We start from the raw sequence: 18,244 nt of genomic DNA on the forward strand, positions 1-18,244 counted from the left end.
CCATGGCCAAAGAAGATCACGGGCTGGCGCATCAGGGTTGGGCTCATTCTATTAGAAACAGTGTATGTTTCTAATATGGGCTGCGGGACAGGCGGCGCAAGCCTCAACCACTGATCCGCGGACCGATCGGACAGACCCGGTCATAAAAGGCTGGATCCGCCGGCGCCGGCTGGCCGCGCGTCAGGCGGAACCGGTGCTCGACCACCATGGCCTGCTGTTCGATGTTCAGGCCGCCCCAGTCGCAGTCCACCCCGACCGGATATTCATAGGACGCGGGTCGATCGCCCGCCCGGATCTTGCCGGTCAGGAGATTGACCCCCTGCTGCGCCTGCCAGACGTGGGTCAGTTCATGGATCAGCAGGGCCTGAAGCTTCAGGGGTGCAGCCGATACGTCCGATGGCAGGGTGCGCGCCGGCCAGACGATCCACTCCCGTCCGAACCAGCGCCCGGGCACAAAGGCGCGGTCGAAAGGCCACGGCGCAGGCAGGAATCGGATGAAGTCGAGCGCAAGGGCGTCGCCGAAGGCCTCGACCGCCAGCGCGCGTTCTCCGTCCGTGAGGGCCCGTATCACGACGGCGGCGGCGGCCCGGCATAGCCGCTCGCCGGACTGACCCACTCCCAGTGCCAGGGCTCGAAGGCGTAGGGGACGAAGCCGAAACGGCCGGCGTTCTTCACCAGCCAGCGATAGGTGGCCCCGCGGCTCATGTGCAGACGGCTGGGCGGCGAGGTGTTGTCGACGCCGAGACCGACGACCTGGCCGACATAGAGGTCGACCGCCGTGCCGGTGCGGTGCGGTGAACAGACCGCACGGCGGACGCCGTCGCAATTGCCGGCCGCCGCGCACCGCGCCGCATCGGCCTCCGGGTCCCGGAAGCCCGAGAAGATCTGCAGCAGCTCCGGATCGTTGGCGACCTCGGGCACCTCGGCCCGGGCGGCAGCAACCATCTGGCGATAGGCCTCAAGCACATCACGGCGCAGCAGGCGGGTCAGACGGTCGGCGTGTTCCTCGGACGCGACCAGATAGCCCAGCTGGTACAGGGGCGGCGGATCAGGACAGGGCTCCTCGCGGACCCGCGCCATGATGAAGGGCCGGCGCTCCTGCCACAGGCCGCGGAAGGTCTGGAAAGTCGCCTGGTCGAATATGCCGGTCGAGGGCAGTTGATGCGCGGTCTGGAAGTCCGCCAGCCGACGCGCGAAGACCGGAGAACTGGCCGCGCAGCCGGTGGCCAGTTCCTGCTGGATCAGCGGCACATAGGTCTCCCAACCCCATTCGGCCGAGCCGAAGGGGGCCCATTCCAGCGAATGCAGCGAAATGCCGTTGGCGAGGGCCGGGCCGCCCCAGTCCTCGATCTGGCGGTCGCAGAACTCGGCCTGCGCCTTCGCCGGCCCGGCGACCAGGACGGTCGCGAGGGCGCTGATCAGCAGCAGGAGCAGACGTATCGGCATCGGGGAAGCTGACCCTGTCTCTGTGTCCGCTGCAAGGCCCTTCACGCCGGGACAGAACGCGGGGTCGACGGCTCGCGTGATGCGCGCAAAGGCGGCATGGTGTCCGAACGGCCGACTCAGGGCCGGACCGCCGGACGCATCCATGACCGACGCCGCCCCGACTGCGCCTCCAGCCGCCGCTCCGGCGCGCCGATCCAACGCCATCCTCGCCGCCTTCTCCGGCCCCTGCCTGCCGCTGGCGGCCTTCGGCGTCGCCCTGCCGGTGACCCTGCCCGAGTTCTACGCGACCTATGTAGGGCTGGAGCTGGGGGTGGTCGCCGCGGTCTTCATGGCCGTGCGGCTGATCGACATCGTCTTCGACCCGTTCATCGGCTGGGGCATGGACAAGACGAAGACGAAGTGGGGCCGATACCGGCCGTGGATGGCGATCTCGACGCCGATCCTGATGCTGTCGGCCCTTATGATGTTCGTCCTGGTCCAGCCGGGGGCCGGCGCGGCCTATCTGTTCGGCTGGCTGCTGGTCCTCTACCTCGGCTTCTCGATCGGCACTCTCGGCCAGCTGGGCTGGGCGGCGGTGCTTGCCCCTCAATACGACCAGCGCAGCCGCGTCTATGGCTGGTGGCAGGTGTTCAACATCATCGGCGTGATCCTGATCCTGATCCTGCCGACGGTGGTGGTGAAGACCGGCATCGGCGACTACGCCGCGGGGGTGCGGATCATGGGCTGGGCGATCATGATCGCCCTGCCCGTCACCATCGGCCTGGCCATGTTCGTCGTGCCCGAGCCGGTCAACGCCGGTGCCGCGCCGCATGGCGGGCCGAAGGCCTACCTCGGCCTGTTCAGCAAGAAGACGGTGCGCAAGCTGCTGTTCGCCGACCTGCTGCTGGGCGTCGCACCGGGCATCACCGGCTCGCTGCTGTTCTTCTTCTTCGGCCAGATCAAGGGCTACGACCACACCCAGGCGTCGCTGTTCATGCTGTTCTATTTCGTCGCCGGACTGGTCGGAGCGCCTTTCTGGGCCTGGCTCGCGACCCGCATCGGCAAGGACAAGGCACTGGCGACGGCCAGCCTTGTGTTCGCGGCCTTCTACATCGGGGCGACCCTGGTCCCGGGCGGCAATTTCGCCCTGACCGCCGCCGCCATGTTCATCGCCGGCCTGCCCTATGCGGCCGGCCTGTTCCTTTTGCGGGCCATGATGGCCGACGCGGGCGACGAGGTGCGGCTGGACACGGGCGTGGACCGCACCGGTCTGATGTTCTCGATCCTGTCGGCCACGACCAAGATCGGCCATGTCGTGGCCCTGATCCCCTATCTGATCCTGCAGTGGGTCGGGTTCAGCGCCCTTCCGGGGCCGGAGGGCAACAGCGAGGGCTCGCTGCTGACGCTGCAGATCCTGTTCATCCTCGTCCCCGGCCTGTTGCTGGCGGCGGCGGCGCTGGTGCTCAAGGGCTATCCGCTGACGCCCGCCCGGCACGACGAGATCCGCAAGGCGCTGGAAGAACGCGACGGCGCGGCGACGGCCTCCGCATGACACCTATCGACCGCCTGATCGGCATCATGGCCCGGCTGCGCGACCCCGACGGCGGCTGTCCGTGGGACGTGGAGCAGACCTTCGCCACCATCGCCCCCTATACGATCGAGGAGGCCTATGAGGTCGCCGACGCCATCGAGCGCGGCGACATGGACGAGCTGAAGTCCGAGCTCGGCGACCTGCTGTTCCAGACCGTCTTCCACGCCCGCATGGCCGAGGAACAGGGGCTGTTCGCCTTCGACGACGTGGCCAACGCCATCGCCGACAAGCTGGAACGCCGCCACCCGCACGTGTTCGGCGACGAGGCGGCGAAACCGGATGGCGTGGCCCAGAAGGCGCGCTGGGAGGACATCAAGGCCGCCGAGCGCGTGGCCAAGGCCCAGCACGGCGCGCTGGACGACGTGCCGGTGGGCCTGCCCGCGTTGGCGCGGGCGGCGAAGCTGACCAAACGCGCCGCCCGCGTCGGCTTCGACTGGCCCTCGACCGACGAGGTCTTCGACAAGCTGCACGAGGAGGTCGCCGAACTGCGCGTCGAGATCGCCGCGGGGGACCTGGACAAGGCCCGCGGCGAGGTCGGCGACCTGCTGTTCGTGGTGGCCAATCTGGCACGGAAGCTGGGCGTCGAGCCGGAGGACGCCCTGCGCGGGGCCAATGCGAAATTCGTCCGGCGGTTCGGGTTTATCGAGGCCGAGCTGGCGAAAGACGGGCGCGGACCGGAGCAGAGCGATCTGGCCGAGATGGACGGGCTGTGGGACGCGGCGAAGGCGGCGGAGCGCAGCGGCAGCTGACGCCCCCTCCCCACAAGGTGCGGAGGCAACTGAATATCACCCTAGATGGTATTATGTAGACACTCTTAACGTACGCACCTACCGTCTCCTCCCTGTGGCGAAGCCATGGGGAGGGGGACCATGCGAAGCATGGTGGAGGGGTGACAGCGCTCCTGACAGTCGAGAGGGCCCGCGAGCTTCGCCGGCGCATGACGCCACCGGAGATGCGGCTATGGGCCTGTCTGCGCGGCAAGCGACTGGCGGGACTGAAGTTTCGCCGTCAGCATCCGATCGGCCCCTACATCCTGGACTTCTACTGTGCTGCAGCGAAGCTGGCAGTCGAGGTGGATGGACGGGGTCACGAGCGTCCGGACCGCATCGCACATGACCGACGGCGGACTGTCTGGCTTCGGGAGCAGAACATCCGGGTTATTCGGCTTGCGGCCGACAGCGTGAGGACTGAGCTTGACGGAGTCCTCGACTTCATCGCGCATATCGCCCGGGAGCGGTGCGGTTGAAACCCCTCCACCACGCTTCGCGTGGTCCCCCTCCCCATTCGCTTCGCGAACAGGGAGGAGACGATTACCCGAACTGCCGCTCGAACCGGCCCAGCGCCGCCGGGTGCAGCCGCACGACCACATGGGTGCGGCCCTCGTCGTCCGTCTCCCGGCGGGTGACCCGCCCGTTCTCATAGAGCCAGGCCAGCGCCTCGCCCTGCGCGGGTAACAGCACCAGTTCCGTCTCCGGGTCGTCGTCGATCAGGCCGGCAATGGTGTCGCGCAGGGGTTCGATCCCCTCCCCGGTCCAGGCCGAGACGGCGACCGCCCGGCCCTCGCGGGACAGGCGTTCGGCCTGGCCGAGCACGGCCTCGCGGACCTCGTCATCGAGCAGGTCGATCTTGTTCCAGACCTCGAGCACCCGGCGGGTCTTGCCCTCGGGCGTCTCGATCTGTTTCAGCACCGCCTCGACGTCCTTCGACTGGGCCTCGCTGTCGGGTGACGCGATGTCGCGGACGTGCAGGATCAGGTCGGCCTCGCCCACCTCCTCCAGCGTCGCCCGGAAGCTCTCGACCAGTTCGTGCGGCAGGTCGGAGATGAAGCCGACGGTGTCGGCGACGATGGCCGGGCGGCCCTGCGGCAGACGGATGGTGCGCTGGGTGGTGTCGAGGGTGGCGAACAGCAGGTCCTTGGCCACCACGTCCGAACCCGTCAGCCGGTTGAACAGGGTCGACTTGCCGGCGTTGGTGTAGCCGACCAGGGCGATGGTCGGGAACGGCACCTTCTGGCGCTGTTTGCGATGCAGGCCGCGGGTGCGGCGCACCTCGTCCAGCTCGACCTTGAGCTTGACGATGCGGTCGGCGATCAGGCGGCGGTCGAGCTCGATCTGGGTCTCGCCGGGGCCGCCGGTCGAGCCGGTGCCGCCGCGTTGCCGCTCGAGGTGGGTCCAGGTCCGCACCAGCCGCGACTTCTCATAGTCGAGCCGCGCCAGCTCGACCTGCAGCCGGCCTTCCTTGGTGCGCGCGCGGCGGCCGAAGATCTCGAGGATCAGGCCGGTGCGGTCGATGACCTTGCAGTCCCAGGCCTTTTCCAGATTGCGCTGCTGCACCGGCGACAACTGGTCATCGATGACCACGGCCTCGGCCTCGGCGGCGCGGACCAGGGCGGCCAGTTCCTCGACCTTGCCCGAGCCGAACAGGGTGGCGGGCGTGACCTTGCGGATGCGCACGATCTCTTCCCCGCGGACGTCGAGGTCCAGCGCCCGGGCGAGGCCGACGGCCTCCTCCAGACGTTCGACCGACTGGCGCGAACTTTCACTCGCGCCGGAGTCGGAGCGTTCGGGGTGGATGACGACCGCCCGGATGAGGGGGACGGCGTGGTCGATATGTTTGGTGGTCAGGTCTCGGGCTTTCGTTACGCCGTCATCCTCGGGCTTGACCCGGGGACCGGATTTCGTGGTGCTGGTCGACAGATAGGAAGTCGCCGGCCATCGGGCCATCCCTGACGCATCGCCGCACCACGTCTGGCCCTCGGGTCAAGCCCGAGGGTGACGGCAGAAGGGACCGGGCCGTCAGTCCTCGTCCGCCTCCGGCTCGTACAGCTGCACGGGCGCGGACGGCATGATGGTCGAAATGGCGTGTTTGTAGACCAGCTGCGACTGGCCATCGCGGCGCAGCAGCACACAGAAGTTGTCGAACCAGGTCACGATGCCCTGCAGCTTGACGCCGTTGACGAGGAAGATGGTCAGCGGCGTCTTGGTCTTGCGGACGCTGTTGAGGAAGGTGTCCTGAAGGTTCTTGGACTTGTCTTGCGACATGGCAGGTTCAGCCTGTTCTTGCTTGTTCTCCGGCCGAGGGAGCGGCGCGGGGCTGGATCGAATGTCCGGCCCGGCACCTTAGCCACCGGCCATACAGGTCCGCAACGCCTGGATGGCGTGGCGGTACCTCTGGTCAAGGCTTCGGATCGCAGGAAGACACCAGCCGCTTCCCGAATCGAGCCCCCGGTGGTGTATTTCGTCACACTCAACCTTGCAGGGGTCAGGTCAATGGATGCGGTTCGTCTGACGGGTCGTCCGGTCACCAAAGTCTGCGGGGTTATCCTGCTGGCTCTGTTTGCAACAGGAGCGAGCCGGCAGGACACCCCACCGAGAACGGGAGCCGAGATGGTTGCGCATGAGCGCGCGCGCTGGCCGTTCATTGTGGCGCCTGACGGACGGGTCGGCATTCCGGTGCGAGCATCGAAGGAACTGGCCCGGTCAGCACAGTTGCGCGTCTGCACGTATCAAGGGGGCAGACCCCGAACGTGGGAGGTGCTTCGGCGGAGTTGTAGAGGCGGAGCGGACTACTGCACGGTGTTCGTCGCGGCCGCGATCCATGATGAGATGCTCTACATCGAGTATGACATCGACAACCCGCCTGTCGCGGTAGCGTCAGACGAACCCTGCACCCAGCCGTATCGCCAGCCCACCGGCATTCTCCCCCGGGTCATGCCTTCGAACTGACCGCGCGGATCAGACCGCGTCCCGCATCGCCTGATCGAGATACAGCTCCCGCAGCCGGGTCGCGATCGGACCGGGCTTGCCGTTGCCGATCTTCACGCCGTCGATCGAGGTCGCCGGCATCACGAAGCCGCTGGCCGAGGTGTAGAAGGCCTCGCGCGCGCGTTTGGCCTCGTCCACAGAGAAAGCCCTTTCCTCGAAGGCCAGACCCTCGTCGGCGATCAGGGCCATGACCGCCGCGCGGGTGATGCCGTGCAGGATATTGGCCTGGGTGTCCCGCGTCCGCAGCGTGCCGTTCTCGTCTACGATCCAGGCGTTGGTCGACGAGCCCTCGGTGACCAGACCCATCTCGTCGACCATCCAGGCCTCCGCGGCGCCGCGTTCCTTGGCCGCCTGTTTGGCGAGGACGTTGGGCAGCAGGCCGACCGTCTTGATGTCGCAACGGCCCCACCGGATGTCCGGATGGGTGACGACGGCCACCCCCTTCTTCGCCGCCGCATTGCCCTTCGACAGCGGCAGGGATTTCGCCGTGATCACAACGCTGGGCGGGGTGCCTTCCGGCGGGAACGGGTGATCCCGGCGGGCCGTGCCGCGGGTGACCTGGATATAGACCAGCCCCTCACGCACCCGGTTGCGCCGGACCGTCTCGTTCAGCACGCGGGTCAGGGCCTCGGGCGTCATCGGGATCGGGATGCGCAGCTCGTTCAGGCTGCGGTGCAGGCGGGTCATGTGGCCGTCGAAATCGGCCATCCGGCCGTCGAACACCGACCAGACCTCATAGACTCCGTCGGCGAACTGGAAGCCGCGATCCTCGACATGGATCACGGCCTGACCATGCGGCTGGTACTGGCCATTCACATAGGCGACGCGGCTCATTCTTCGATTGCCTCTTCGATATCGTCTTCGCCGCCCCTCGACGGGGACACGCCCAGGGATTTGAGTTTCCGGTGCAGGGCCGAGCGCTCCATGCCGATGAAGGCCGCGGTGCGCGAGATATTGCCGCCGAAGCGCATGATCTGGGCCGCCAGATATTCGCGCTCGAACACCTCGCGGGCCTCGCGCAGCGGCAGGGCGATGATCCGCTCGCCGCCGAGCGTGCCGGTCGAATTGGCGTTGGTCGCCTCCTGCGGCAGCATGTCGGCGCTGATCGGCTGGTCAGGATCGCCGGTGGCCAGGATCAGCAGCCGTTCCACGTTATTGCGCAGCTGACGGACGTTGCCGGGCCAGGGATGAACCTGGAGCACGGCGATGGCATCGTCGCCGAGGCGGCGCTTTGGCAGGCCCTGGGACGCCGACAGGGTGTCGATGAAATAGTCGATCAGTTCCTGGATGTCCTCGCGCCGCTCGGACAGGGCCGGCACGCGGATCGGCACGACGTTCAGGCGGTGGAACAGGTCCTCGCGGAACCGGCCCTCGGCGATCTCGACCTTCAGGTCGCGCGAGGTCGAGGTGACCACGCGGATGTCGACCTGGACGTCCTGTTCGCCGCCGACGCGGCGGAAGCGTTGTTCGACCAGCACGCGCAGAACCCGGCTCTGGCTTTCGCGCGGCATGTCGCCGACGTCGTCCAGATAGAGGGTCCCGTTGTGGGCGCGCTCGAAGACGCCGATCTTGCGCGGGCGACCGTCGTGGCCCTCTTCGCCGAACAGTTCGATGTCCAGCCGTTCGGGCGTCATCCCGGCGGCGGCGATGGCGACGAACTCACCCTTGGAGCGGGCGCTGGCCTCGTGGATCTGACGCGCCACAAGCTCCTTGCCCGAGCCCGGAGGCCCCGAGATCAGGACCCGGCTGTTGGCCGGGGCGACCTTGGCGACGGTGCTGCGCAGGGTCTGGGCCGCCGCCGAGCGGCCGATGAAACCGGACGGCGCTGCGACCTGGGCCCGCAGTCGACGGTTCTCGCGCTTCAGCGATGACGCCTCAAGCGCCCGCTGCACAACGACCACGAGGCGATCGGACTTGAAGGGCTTTTCGATGAAGTCATAGGCCCCCCGCTGGAGCGCGGTGACGGCCGTCTCGATGTTGCCGTGGCCCGAGATCATCACCACCGGCAGGTCGGGATCCAGCTCCTTGATGACGTCGAGCAGCTCCAGTCCGTCCAGACCGCCGCCCTGCATCCAGATGTCGAGCAGGGCCAGCGACGGCCGCCGGGCCCGGATCGCGGCCAGGGCCTCGTCCGAGTTGGAGGCGACGCGCACGCCGTGACCCTCATCCTCGAGCAGGCCTGAGACCAGTTCGCGGATGTCGGCCTCGTCGTCGACGACCAGAATGTCGGCTCCCGTGGATCGCATGACGCCTCGCTATTCGGCGGCCGGAACGGTGCGGGACCGGGAAGCTTTCGCCTCCTTCGTCCCGGCGGCGCCGGTCGGTTTCGGTTGGGATTTCAGGGGGAAGATCAGGCAGACGCGCGCGCCGGCCAGGGTCTCGGCGTCGGCGAGCTTCAACTCGCCGCCGTGTTCCTCGCAGATGCGTTTGACGATGGCCAGGCCGAGGCCCGTACCCTTCTCGCGCGTGGTCACATAGGGCTCGGTCAGGCGATCGCGGTCCTTGGCGGGCAGGCCCATGCCGTCGTCCTCGATGATGAAGACCACGGTCTCGTCCTCGACCAGCAGGCGCGCGGAAATGCCCGGGCGGTCGCCGTCACCGTCGCGCGGGGCGATGGCCCGTCGCGCGGACACGGCCTCGCCGGCGTTCTTGAGGATGTTGGTCAGGGCCTGGCCGACCATGGGCCGGTCGGCGTGCAGCACGATACTGGGCAGGGGCTCGATCAGTTCAACGCCAACCGCAGCCGCCGCCACGCGCTGGGCGAACACCGCCTCGCGCAGCAGTTCCGCCGGATCGACGGCGGTAAAGCGCGGTGCCGGCATGCGGGCAAAGGACGAAAACTCGTCCACCATCCGGCCGATATCGCCGACCTGACGGATGATGGTCTCGGTGCAGCGGTCGAACACCTCGACATCCTCGCCGACCTGGCTGCGATAGCGCCGCCGCAGACGCTCGGCCGACAGCTGGATGGGGGTCAGGGGGTTCTTGATCTCATGGGCGATGCGGCGGGCCACGTCGCGCCAGGCGGCGTTGCGCTGGGCGGTGACCAGACGCGTGATGTCGTCGAAGGTCAGGACCATCTCGCCCCCGACGCCGCCCTCGATGCGGACGCGCAGTCGGCGGGTCTCGCCCTCGAGGCTGACATCGATCTCTTCCTCGATATGGGCCTCGGCGCGGGCGGCCAGTTCGCTGAGTTCGGGTGAGACCTCACCCAGCGGCCGGCCGATGATGGCCGGGTCGCGGATGGCCAGAAGCTCGACGGCGCTGTCGTTGATGGCCGAGACCCGACGCCGGCGATCGAGGCCGATGACACCCGCCGAGACGCCGGACAGCACGGTCTCGATGAACCGGCTGCGGCCCGTCGCTTCCTCGCTGGCAGCCCTCAGCGCGGCCTGCTGGGCCTCAAGGTCGCCGGTCATGCGGTTGAAGGCAGCCGAAAGGGTCTTGATCTCGCCGGGTCCATCCTCGCCATCGACGCGGGCCGTCAGGTCGCCCGAGGCCACCCGGTCCGCCGCCTCGACAAGACGGCCGATGGGTGCCGAGATCGAACTGGCGGCCCCCATGCCGAGCCAGATGGCGCCGACAAGCACAAGCAGGGCGGTCTCGAAATAGCCGAGGGCAAAGGCGGTCTGGATCCGCGCGCGGCTCTCCTTCGCTTCCCGGAAGGCGGCGATGGAGTCCTCGCCGTTGCGCATCTGGGCGATCAGGCCGGGCTGCATCGGCCGGACCAGATACAGATAGGCGTCACCGTACCCCGTCAGCGGATAGAGGGTGCGAATGGCGTCGGGATTTTCGGTCACCTCGATCGGCGCGGTCTGTCCGCCCGCGGCGGTTTCGAGATCCTCGCGCGAGGGGGCGAAATAGGGCGGCGCGTCCGGCAGTTCGCCGCGCGCCAGCACCTGCCCGTCTCCATCGACAATATAGAGCGCCGGATAGCCGAACAGGTCAGCGATCTGGGCGAGGAGTTCAGAGAATTGGATCGGATAGTCAAAACGGGCACGCGCCTCAGGCGCGGCCAGTTCGTCTGTGATGGTCTCCAGATCCGACTCAACCTGCAGGCTCACGTCCCGCACATAGGCTTGCCCGATGTCGGCGCTGTTGGTGACGGCCGACTGGACGTTGTCGCTGAACCACTGGTCCACGCCGCGGTTGACCAGCACGCCGAAGACCAGCGCGATCAGCACGGCGGGGATCAGAGCCACCATGGAGAAGAGCGTCACGAAACGCAGGTGCAGACGCGCCCCCGCATCGGTGCGGCGGCGGAACAGCATCAGGGCGCGACGGCCGACAACGACGGCCAGCCCGCCGATCAGCAGCAGATTGACCCCGAGAATGGCCAGAACGGCCTGGCTGGCCGCGGCCCGCGCGCCCTCCCCGCTGGCCCCCGGTGCGACCGCCACCAGCCAGATGGCCGCGGCAGTGACGAGGAAGGCGACGGCGTAGGCGATCAGGAAGCCGTTCCGACGGCGCTCTTCAGACCAGCCGGAGAACCAGCGAACCGCGCCGCGTCGATCAGCGGGCGGAGCGGGCTCTGTCTCGGCGGCGGGCGTATCCGTCATGCCACAGCAGTGTCGACCACCTGTGGCGGAATATCAACACCCGAGTTGCCGGAATGCGTCACTTCGGTCCAGAGCGCCGCCAGACCCTGTTCGACGGCTTCGGGGCTTTCCAGCCGGCACAGCTGTCCCTTGGCCGCACGCCGCTCCAGCGGATCCGCCGGCCAAGGGGCTTGTTCGACGTACCAGCCAAGGTGTTTGCGGAACATCTTCAGCCCAAGCGGCAGGCCGTAGAAGGCGACCGAGGCGCGCAGGTGTTCGATCACGATGCCGAGCCGCTCCTCCCGGTCCGGCTCCAGCAGCACCGTCCCGTCGGCCAGGGCCCGTTCCATATGCGCCGCCAGCCACGGTCGGCCATAGACGCCGCGGCCGAGCATCAGGGCGTCGGCACCCGACTGCCTGAGGGCTTCACGCGCATCGTCGGCGGTCAGGATGTCGCCATTGACGATGACCGGAATGCCCACCGCCGCCTTGACCTCGCCGACGGCGGTCCAGTCCGCGACGCCGGTGTAGAACTGCTGCCGGGTCCGTCCATGCACGGTCACCGCCCGGACCCCGATCTCCTCGGCCCGCCTCGCCAGCAGGGGCGCATTGCGGTGCGCGTCGTCCCAGCCCAGCCGCATCTTGACCGTCACCGGCCGGCTGGTGGCCTCGACCGCCGCCTGCATCAGGCGACAGGCGAGTTCGGGCGTCCGCATCAGGGCCGAGCCGCAGGCGGACCCCGTGACCTCCTTGGCCGGGCATCCGAAATTGAGGTCGACGATGTCGGCACCGGCCTGTTCCGCCATCCGCGCGCCTTCAGCCATGGCGGCCGGGTCGCGGCCGACCAGCTGGATCACCGTCAGGGGCAGGCCCTCACCCACGGCCGCTCGGCGCACGACATCGGGTCGGGCCCGCGCCAGTTCAGCGGCCGCCACCATCTCGGTCGCGACATAGGCCGCGCCCAGCCGCGAGGCGAGCCGCCGGAACGGCAGGTCGGTGATGCCGGTCATGGGCGCGGTCAGCACCCGGCCGGGCACCCACACGTCACCGATCTGCAGGCCGTTTTGCATGGCGGGCAGATAGGGCCTTTAGCGGTCCGGGTCCAACCCGGACTCAGACCTGGAAGACAGCCATCGCGGCGCGGAGGGCGAGGACGACCAGGACGCCGCTCGCGATCATGAACACAGAGAACCTGACGAGGATCACATTGACCAGGGCCTGGATGAGACTGTGCAACACCCGCAGCACCACATAGGCCCAGGCCAGTCCGAGGGTCAGCGCGTCGCCCTGTTCCAGCAAGGCCAGCGTCAGCATGGTCGCATAGAAGAGCGTCGGCTGTTCCATCAGGTGATTGTAGTTGTCGGCCTTCCAGCGCACCCGCGGCGGCAGACCCCCGAGCATGACGTCACGCGGCAGGGTTGGATCCAGTTTCGGCCGCGTCTTCAGCATGGCCGGCACGCGGGTGGCGTAGAGCCAGCCCCACATGACCATCGACCAGAGCACCAGAGCGATGACCGGCTGCAGGATCAGATGCACCATCGAAAGTCCTCCCGACGGGAGGCTGACTCCGCCACAGCCCCTTGTCAAAACCGGATCGACCCGGTGCCGGGAGGCCTCGTCAGGCTCGCGCCGGGTCGATAGAAGCGGCCCCATGAGCTTCTCCGCCATCATCGTCGCCGCCGGAACCGGATCCCGGGCAGGCGAAGCCAAACAGTGGCGCAGACTGGGGGGCCGGCCCGTCCTGCGCTGGTCCGCGGAAGCCCTGCTGTCCGCGGGGGCCTCCGAGCTGGTCGTGGTCGTGGCAGCCGGTGCCGAGGCCGCGGCCGCCGAGGCGCTGGCCGGCCTCGAAGGCTGGTCCGCCGTGGCCGGCGGCGAGACCCGCGCGGCCTCGGTCCAGGCAGGCCTGGACGCGCTGACGGCGGCGGCCGATGCGCGGGTTCTGATTCATGACGCCGCCCGCCCTTTCCTTGACGGGGCCACGATCCGCCGGGTTCTGGCGGCGCTGGAACATCATGAGGCCGCCCTGCCCGTCCTGCCCGTCGCCGACAGCCTGCGTCGCGGCGCGGACGACCTGCTGGGCGAGTCGGTCGATCGGGACGGACTCTGGCGGGCCCAGACGCCCCAGGGCTTCCGGCTGGAGACGATCCGACGCGCTTATGCCGCCTGGCCCGAAGGCCCGGCACCGACCGACGACGTCGAAGTGGCCCGCGCCGCCGGACAGACCGTCGCCATGGTGGCCGGCGATTCAAGGCTGATGAAACTGACCTACCCCGAGGATTTCGACATGGCCGAAGCGCTCATCCCCCGCCAGACCCGGGTCGGTCAGGGCTTTGACGCGCACCGCTGGGGGCCGGGGTCTACGGTCTGGCTGTGCGGCGTCGAGATTCCGCACGACCAGACGCTGATCGGCCATTCCGACGCCGACGCGGGTCTGCACGCCCTGACCGACGCCATCCTCGGGGCCATGGGCGACGGCGACATCGGCGACCATTTCCCGCCGACCGATCCGCAGTGGAAGGGGGCCTCGTCCGACCGCTTCCTGATCCACGCCGTCGAGCGACTGGCCGCGCGCGGCGGACGGCTGGTCAATGTCGACGTCACCCTGATCTGCGAGCGGCCGAAGGTAAAACCGCACCGTCAGGCCATGCGCGAGCGCCTCGCCGAACTGTTGTCGCTCCCGCTCGACGCGGTCAGCGTCAAGGCGACGACGACCGAGGCCATGGGCTTCACCGGCCGTGGCGAAGGCCTGGCCGCTCAGGCCATCGCCACGATCGAGCTTACTGGCTCCTGAGCGCCTGAAGCTCGGGCGTGTCGAACATGCTGCGCTGGAGCGACCCGAACAGATTGACGTAGTCGTCCGTCCACGGCCGCACCGCGGTCCGGGCCGGGCTGTTCCAGCGCTGGTCGGCGCTGAAGTCGCGAAGACCCTCCGCCGTCGGCGACAGGATCAGGGCCTCGGTCGAGGCCTCGGCCATCTCGGGCGTGGTGTCGCTCTCATAATAGAGCTGGTGAAGGCTGGGTTTGCCCAGGGCCTGCGCGGCCGCCACGGCGGGCATGGTGATGTCGAGGTTGCGGTTGGACAGGTGCAACAGCACCACTCCATCGGGCTTGAGCATCGTCAGATAGCCCTGGATCGCCTCGACCGTGAGCAGGTGGGTCGGTACCGCGTCTGACGAGAAGGCGTCGATGATCAGCAGGTCGTAGGAGCCCGGCGTCTCCTTCGCCAGGGTCAGACGGGCATCGCCCAGCACGGTGTTGATCGGGCCGGACGCGCAGGTGGAGATGTAGCTGAACCACTGCGGATCGCGGGACAGCCGATCCACCATCGGGTCGATCTCGAAGAAGGTCATGGTGTCTTCGGTGCGCTTGTAGGTTGCCATGGCACCGGAGCCCTGGCCGACCACGCCGATCCGGGCCGGACCGCGCCGGCCGACCATGGTCGCCGCCTGACCGATCGGCGTGGCTTCGGCGTAGTACAGGGTCGGGACGCAGTCGAACTGCCCGTCGCGCGCCTGCGCCCCGTGCAGGGTCGTGCCGTGCATCAGCACATGGACGTCGCCGCCCAGACGCGGGTCAGGCGCATTGGCGACCCGCATCACGCCGAAGAAGCTGCGCTCCGAATAGCTCCAGTCATACCCCCGCGCGATCCACTGGGCGGACAGGGTGATCATCAGCAGGATGGCGGTGAACAGCAGCGCCCGGTCCCGGAGCAGGAAGGCGCAGATGGCCGCGGGCATCAGCATGACCATGGCCAGTTGATCCATCCCCAACGGGAAGTTGGCGTAGAACCAGCCACGCGCGTCGTCATTGGCATTGAGCCAGATCGACAGCAGCACTGGCGAGGCCGCGACCGCGCATGCGGCGACAAGGGTTCCGATGTGAGTCCCGGTCAACTGCCCCTTGCCCCACGGGCGGGCGAGGCCGACAAGCACCAGCACCAGCGGATACTCCCACACCATGTTGAAGATCACCGGGGCCAGCAGCGCCGTGAAGGCCCCGCCGACGACTCCGCCCAGCGACATCAGCAGATAGAATTCCGTCAGCCGGTCCGGCGGCGGCCGCCTCGACGCGAGCAGCTGGTGACACATCAGGGCGGCGAAGAAGAAGGCGGTCAGGTGCAGGCCGAAGGCCAGCGACCAGTTGGCGGAGCGGAAGGCCACGATCAGGACCACGATGGCACCGGTCGCCCCCTGGATGATCAGGGTGACGTTCAGTGGGATCCACGGGCGGTTCTGGAAGGCGATGACGAAGGTCAGCAGGTAGAGGGCCAGCGGCAGCACCCACAGGAAGGGTGCCGAGGCGACGTCCGTCGACAGGTGGGAGGTCACGCCCAGCATCAGGCTGGACGGGGCCGCCGCCAGCAGGACGAGGATGCCCTTCTCACGCCAGGAGATCGGCGCGCTGGCCTCAAGCTGCGCCGGCTCGGCGGTCTGGTCCAGACGCCGGCGCCAGACGGTGAAGGCCAGGGCCACGACCATCAGCATGAAGGCGACATAGCCTCCGCTCCAGCCCCACCGCTGACCCGACAGGGTCGCCAGCGGCTCGATCAGGATCGGATAGGACAGCAGGGCCAGGAAGCTGCCGAGGTTGGAGGCGGCATAGAGGACATAGGGGTTCTGGCCATCGGCGTGGCCGGCCCGGACCCGGGCGTACCAGGCCTGGAGCAAGGGCGCGGTCGCGGACAGCACGGCGAAGGGTGCGCCCACCGAAAGGGTCAGGGTGGCCAGCAGCCACATGATGGGTGCCGCGGGATCCGGATCGCCCAGCAGGCCATTGACACTGAGCGGCAGGAACAGGGCGGCAACCAGCAGGAGCGCCAGATGGATCCCCACCTGGAGCTTGATCGATCCGACCCTCTGCAACAGGTGGGCGTAGCCGTAGCCGGCCAGCAGCGCGGTCTGGAAGAAGACCATGGCGGTGTTCCACACCGCCGGCGATCCGCCCAGCATGGGCAGGACCAGTTTGGTCACCATGGGCTGGACTACAAAGACCAGCGCCGCGGAGGTGAAGATGGCGACCGCGAACAGGATCGGCGTCAGCCGGTCCGGCGCGCCCGACACAATGCCGGAGTCCCCTGTGGTGTCGCTCATGCCCGCCCCGTATGCTGGCGCCGTCTCCGGGCGCATTGCGCCACCCTGAACCGACTCGCCGCCCTTCCGGAAGGCCCAGAACGCATGTTCCCTGACGACATCCAGACCCTCGCCCGTCAGGTGATCGAAGCCGCCGCCGCGCGGGGCCTGATGATCGCCACGGCCGAGAGCTGCACCGGCGGCCTTGTCTCCGGTGCCCTGACAGCGATCGGCGGCTCCTCGGCGGTCGTCGAGCGCGGGTTCGTGACCTACAGCAACGATGCCAAGACGGAACTTCTGGGCGTGCCCGCAGACCTGGTCGACACCCACGGCGCGGTATCGGAACCGGTCGCCCGCGCCATGGCCGAGGGTGCCGTTGCGCGCTCGAAGGCGCAGGTCTCCGTCTCAGTGACGGGCGTCGCCGGACCCGGCGGCGGCACGGCGGACAAGCCGGTGGGCCTGGTGCATTTCGGGGCGGTCGGGCCCGCCGGAACGATCCACGCCGCGCACCGCTTCGGCGACGCCGGTCGCGAAGCGGTCCGGTTGGCCAGCGTCCGCGTGGCGCTTGGCCTGCTGCTGGACCGGATCGACGCATGATCGTCGATGCCCGCGGCCACCGCTGCCCTGCCCCGAGCCTGAAACTTCAGAAGGCGATCCGCGAGGCCGCGCCCGGTGCACAGCTGACCCTGCTGGCCACCGATCCGATGGCCCGGATCGACGTGCCACATCTGATGGCCGGACTGGGGGGCGAGGTCCTCTCGATCGGCGAAGCCGACGGCGTCCTGACTATCGTGGTCGCGACGCCCGGCGGTCCGACAGGCTGACCACAGAGTCCGGAAGAGGCTCGTCGGGCTCGATCTCCGGTGCACCCATGGAACGGGCCGCGATCTCCATCTCGGTGGCGAAGGCACCCCCGTAGAAGATGGCGTTGACGTTCCAGGACAGCCAGATCAGCAGAACCACCACTGCGCCGACCGAGCCATAGGTGGCCCCCAGGGGCGCGATCTGTTCGACGTAGATGGCGCAGAGCCAGGACGAGACGGTCGACATCACCGTGGCCACCACCCCGCCCGCGATGGACGGGGCCCAGGCCACCGGCGTGCGATGGGACATGGCGTAGCGGTAGAGCATGGTCAGGCCGATCGCGAGGCCCAGCGCGGGCCACAGGCCGTCCAGCGGCACGCCGCCGCTGGACGCTACCGCCCCTTCCGGACCAGCGTGCTCCAGCAGGCGTGACGTCACCACCGCGCCGGACACAACCGTGAACAGCAGGAAGGCCGCCAGGGCGACGAAGAAGGCAAGCAGGTTGAACTTGAAGAAGCCGTGCGGCTCCTTCTCGTCGTGGATCAGGTTGAGCCCGGCCAGCAGGGCCTTGAACCCCCGATGCGCGGCGTAGCCGCCGATGACCACGGCGAAGAAGCTCTGGGCCGAAACGGTCCGGGCCGAGGCATTGGCCAGCCGTTCGATCTCCAGCCGGAAGATGGCCCGCGCCGCCGTCGGCATGACATCGGCGAGCGCCGCCGCCTGTTCGCTGACCTGGGTGATGGACAGCACGGCCTTGTAGAAGCCGATCAGGATGGCGATGGCCGGAAAGACCGCCAGCAGGGCGAAGAAGGACACACCCCCGGTGTAGAGCATCACGTCGCGGCCCCAGCTGCGCGTGAACGCCTTGACCGACAGGTGCCCCCACAGCATGGGCGTGGCCCAGCGGGCCGCCGCTTCGATGTCTGATTTCGCCTGCAATCCGGTCCCCGAGCCCTGCAAGCTCGCACTACTACCGCAATTCGCCCCCGGGGAAACACCGGCGTGGATTGCGACAGCCAGCCGTTGCCTGTAGCCGCCTGCGCTCGCTATGGT

At 68.4% G+C, this 18,244-nt stretch carries 18 protein-coding genes; 7 read left to right on the forward strand and 11 right to left on the reverse strand.

The features are described from left to right. Nucleotides 1-103: 103 nt before the first annotated feature. Both KB221_09515 and KB221_09520 read right to left on the reverse strand, forming a co-directional pair. Complete coding sequence (locus KB221_09515) at nt 104-571, reverse strand: hypothetical protein (protein ID WIY68338.1); 468 nt, start codon at nt 569-571, stop codon at nt 104-106. After that, the gene (locus tag KB221_09520; GenBank protein ID WIY68339.1) at nt 568-1,446 is read right to left on the reverse strand and encodes a D-alanyl-D-alanine carboxypeptidase family protein; all 879 of its coding nucleotides are present in this window, start codon (nt 1,444-1,446) and stop codon (nt 568-570) included. Before KB221_09520 ends, KB221_09515 begins: the two co-directional genes overlap by 4 nt. Before the next feature lie 142 nt (nt 1,447-1,588). Between KB221_09520 and KB221_09525 the strand changes: the two genes are divergently transcribed. From KB221_09525 to KB221_09535, 3 genes are all read left to right on the forward strand, one after another. Further along, nucleotides 1,589-2,977 (forward strand): MFS transporter, encoded by a 1,389-nt coding sequence (locus KB221_09525; GenBank protein ID WIY68340.1) that lies wholly within the window; start codon nt 1,589-1,591, stop codon nt 2,975-2,977. Next, complete coding sequence (mazG, locus tag KB221_09530) at nt 2,974-3,765, forward strand: nucleoside triphosphate pyrophosphohydrolase (GenBank protein WIY68341.1); 792 nt, start codon at nt 2,974-2,976, stop codon at nt 3,763-3,765. The genes KB221_09525 and mazG overlap by 4 nt, the downstream gene beginning before the upstream one ends. Before the next feature lie 188 nt (nt 3,766-3,953). After that, on the forward strand, nt 3,954-4,262 hold the full coding sequence (locus KB221_09535; protein WIY68342.1) for an endonuclease domain-containing protein: 309 nt from the start codon (nt 3,954-3,956) through the stop codon (nt 4,260-4,262). A 64-nt stretch (nt 4,263-4,326) separates the two neighbouring features. Here the strand turns inward: KB221_09535 and hflX are convergent, their stop codons facing one another. Then, the gene (gene hflX / locus KB221_09540) at nt 4,327-5,640 is read right to left on the reverse strand and encodes a GTPase HflX (protein ID WIY70901.1); all 1,314 of its coding nucleotides are present in this window, start codon (nt 5,638-5,640) and stop codon (nt 4,327-4,329) included. 171 nt (nt 5,641-5,811) lie between these two features. Continuing rightward, the gene (gene hfq / locus KB221_09545) at nt 5,812-6,057 is read right to left on the reverse strand and encodes an RNA chaperone Hfq (GenBank protein WIY68343.1); all 246 of its coding nucleotides are present in this window, start codon (nt 6,055-6,057) and stop codon (nt 5,812-5,814) included. Between the two features lie 189 nt (nt 6,058-6,246). Between hfq and KB221_09550 the strand changes: the two genes are divergently transcribed. Then, a complete protein-coding gene (locus KB221_09550) occupies nt 6,247-6,741 on the forward strand; it encodes a hypothetical protein (protein ID WIY68344.1) in 495 nt (164 codons plus the stop codon). 9 nt (nt 6,742-6,750) lie between these two features. Here KB221_09550 and KB221_09555 read toward each other — a convergent pair whose 3' ends face one another. From KB221_09555 to KB221_09575, 5 genes are read right to left on the reverse strand one after another with little or no spacing between them, the layout of a single operon-like run. Then, nucleotides 6,751-7,614: a D-amino-acid transaminase gene (locus KB221_09555; protein WIY68345.1), complete on the reverse strand. Its 864-nt coding sequence runs from the start codon at nt 7,612-7,614 to the stop codon at nt 6,751-6,753. Further along, nucleotides 7,611-9,026 (reverse strand): sigma-54 dependent transcriptional regulator, encoded by a 1,416-nt coding sequence (locus KB221_09560; protein ID WIY68346.1) that lies wholly within the window; start codon nt 9,024-9,026, stop codon nt 7,611-7,613. The genes KB221_09555 and KB221_09560 overlap by 4 nt, the downstream gene beginning before the upstream one ends. 9 nt (nt 9,027-9,035) lie before the next feature. Next, entirely contained in the window at nt 9,036-11,339 is a 2,304-nt protein-coding gene (locus KB221_09565; GenBank protein ID WIY68347.1) for a PAS domain-containing sensor histidine kinase, read from the reverse strand. Next, a complete protein-coding gene (dusB, locus tag KB221_09570; protein ID WIY68348.1) occupies nt 11,336-12,388 on the reverse strand; it encodes a tRNA dihydrouridine synthase DusB in 1,053 nt (350 codons plus the stop codon). The genes KB221_09565 and dusB overlap by 4 nt, the downstream gene beginning before the upstream one ends. Nucleotides 12,389-12,431: 43 nt before the next feature. After that, nucleotides 12,432-12,857, reverse strand: a complete 426-nt coding sequence (locus tag KB221_09575) for an MAPEG family protein (GenBank protein WIY68349.1) — start codon at nt 12,855-12,857, stop codon at nt 12,432-12,434. A gap of 112 nt (nt 12,858-12,969) precedes the next feature. Here KB221_09575 and KB221_09580 point away from each other — a divergent pair, with 112 nt between their 5' ends. After that, nucleotides 12,970-14,109, forward strand: coding sequence for a bifunctional 2-C-methyl-D-erythritol 4-phosphate cytidylyltransferase/2-C-methyl-D-erythritol 2,4-cyclodiphosphate synthase (locus tag KB221_09580; protein ID WIY68350.1), 1,140 nt, complete (start codon nt 12,970-12,972; stop codon nt 14,107-14,109). Here the strand turns inward: KB221_09580 and KB221_09585 are convergent. Then, nucleotides 14,096-16,408 carry a fused MFS/spermidine synthase gene (locus tag KB221_09585; GenBank protein WIY68351.1) on the reverse strand — a complete coding sequence of 771 codons (2,313 nt, stop codon included), beginning with the start codon at nt 16,406-16,408 and terminating at the stop codon, nt 14,096-14,098. The two genes, KB221_09580 and KB221_09585, sit on opposite strands and share 14 nt — an antisense overlap. 84 nt (nt 16,409-16,492) lie before the next feature. Between KB221_09585 and KB221_09590 the strand changes: the two genes are divergently transcribed. Together KB221_09590 and KB221_09595 are read left to right on the forward strand one after the other, a co-directional pair. Beyond that, nucleotides 16,493-16,984 carry a CinA family protein gene (locus KB221_09590; protein WIY68352.1) on the forward strand — a complete coding sequence of 164 codons (492 nt, stop codon included), beginning with the start codon at nt 16,493-16,495 and terminating at the stop codon, nt 16,982-16,984. Beyond that, nucleotides 16,981-17,211 carry a sulfurtransferase TusA family protein gene (locus KB221_09595; GenBank protein ID WIY68353.1) on the forward strand — a complete coding sequence of 77 codons (231 nt, stop codon included), beginning with the start codon at nt 16,981-16,983 and terminating at the stop codon, nt 17,209-17,211. Before KB221_09590 ends, KB221_09595 begins: the two co-directional genes overlap by 4 nt. Here KB221_09595 and KB221_09600 read toward each other — a convergent pair. After that, the gene (locus KB221_09600; GenBank protein ID WIY68354.1) at nt 17,174-18,130 is read right to left on the reverse strand and encodes a YihY/virulence factor BrkB family protein; all 957 of its coding nucleotides are present in this window, start codon (nt 18,128-18,130) and stop codon (nt 17,174-17,176) included. The two genes, KB221_09595 and KB221_09600, sit on opposite strands and share 38 nt — an antisense overlap. Nucleotides 18,131-18,244 lie beyond the last annotated feature (114 nt).

The sequence above is a fragment of the Aquidulcibacter paucihalophilus genome, from assembly GCA_030285985.1.
In the GTDB taxonomy this organism is placed as follows: domain Bacteria; phylum Pseudomonadota; class Alphaproteobacteria; order Caulobacterales; family Caulobacteraceae; genus Brevundimonas.

Excerpts from the sequence above, each read along its gene's own strand:
- KB221_09520 (WIY68339.1), bottom strand. The coding sequence starts at position 1,446 with ATGCCGATACGTCTGCTCCTGCTGCTGATCAGCGCCCTCGCGACCGTC.
- KB221_09525 (WIY68340.1), top strand. The coding sequence starts at position 1,589 with ATGACCGACGCCGCCCCGACTGCGCCTCCAGCCGCCGCTCCGGCGCGC.
- mazG (WIY68341.1), top strand. The coding sequence starts at position 2,974 with ATGACACCTATCGACCGCCTGATCGGCATCATGGCCCGGCTGCGCGAC.
- KB221_09535 (WIY68342.1), top strand. The coding sequence starts at position 3,954 with ATGACGCCACCGGAGATGCGGCTATGGGCCTGTCTGCGCGGCAAGCGA.
- hfq (WIY68343.1), bottom strand. The coding sequence starts at position 6,057 with ATGTCGCAAGACAAGTCCAAGAACCTTCAGGACACCTTCCTCAACAGC.
- KB221_09555 (WIY68345.1), bottom strand. The coding sequence starts at position 7,614 with ATGAGCCGCGTCGCCTATGTGAATGGCCAGTACCAGCCGCATGGTCAG.
- KB221_09560 (WIY68346.1), bottom strand. The coding sequence starts at position 9,026 with ATGCGATCCACGGGAGCCGACATTCTGGTCGTCGACGACGAGGCCGAC.
- KB221_09565 (WIY68347.1), bottom strand. The coding sequence starts at position 11,339 with ATGACGGATACGCCCGCCGCCGAGACAGAGCCCGCTCCGCCCGCTGAT.
- dusB (WIY68348.1), bottom strand. The coding sequence starts at position 12,388 with ATGCAAAACGGCCTGCAGATCGGTGACGTGTGGGTGCCCGGCCGGGTG.
- KB221_09575 (WIY68349.1), bottom strand. The coding sequence starts at position 12,857 with ATGGTGCATCTGATCCTGCAGCCGGTCATCGCTCTGGTGCTCTGGTCG.
- KB221_09580 (WIY68350.1), top strand. The coding sequence starts at position 12,970 with ATGAGCTTCTCCGCCATCATCGTCGCCGCCGGAACCGGATCCCGGGCA.
- KB221_09585 (WIY68351.1), bottom strand. The coding sequence starts at position 16,408 with ATGAGCGACACCACAGGGGACTCCGGCATTGTGTCGGGCGCGCCGGAC.
- KB221_09590 (WIY68352.1), top strand. The coding sequence starts at position 16,493 with ATGTTCCCTGACGACATCCAGACCCTCGCCCGTCAGGTGATCGAAGCC.
- KB221_09595 (WIY68353.1), top strand. The coding sequence starts at position 16,981 with ATGATCGTCGATGCCCGCGGCCACCGCTGCCCTGCCCCGAGCCTGAAA.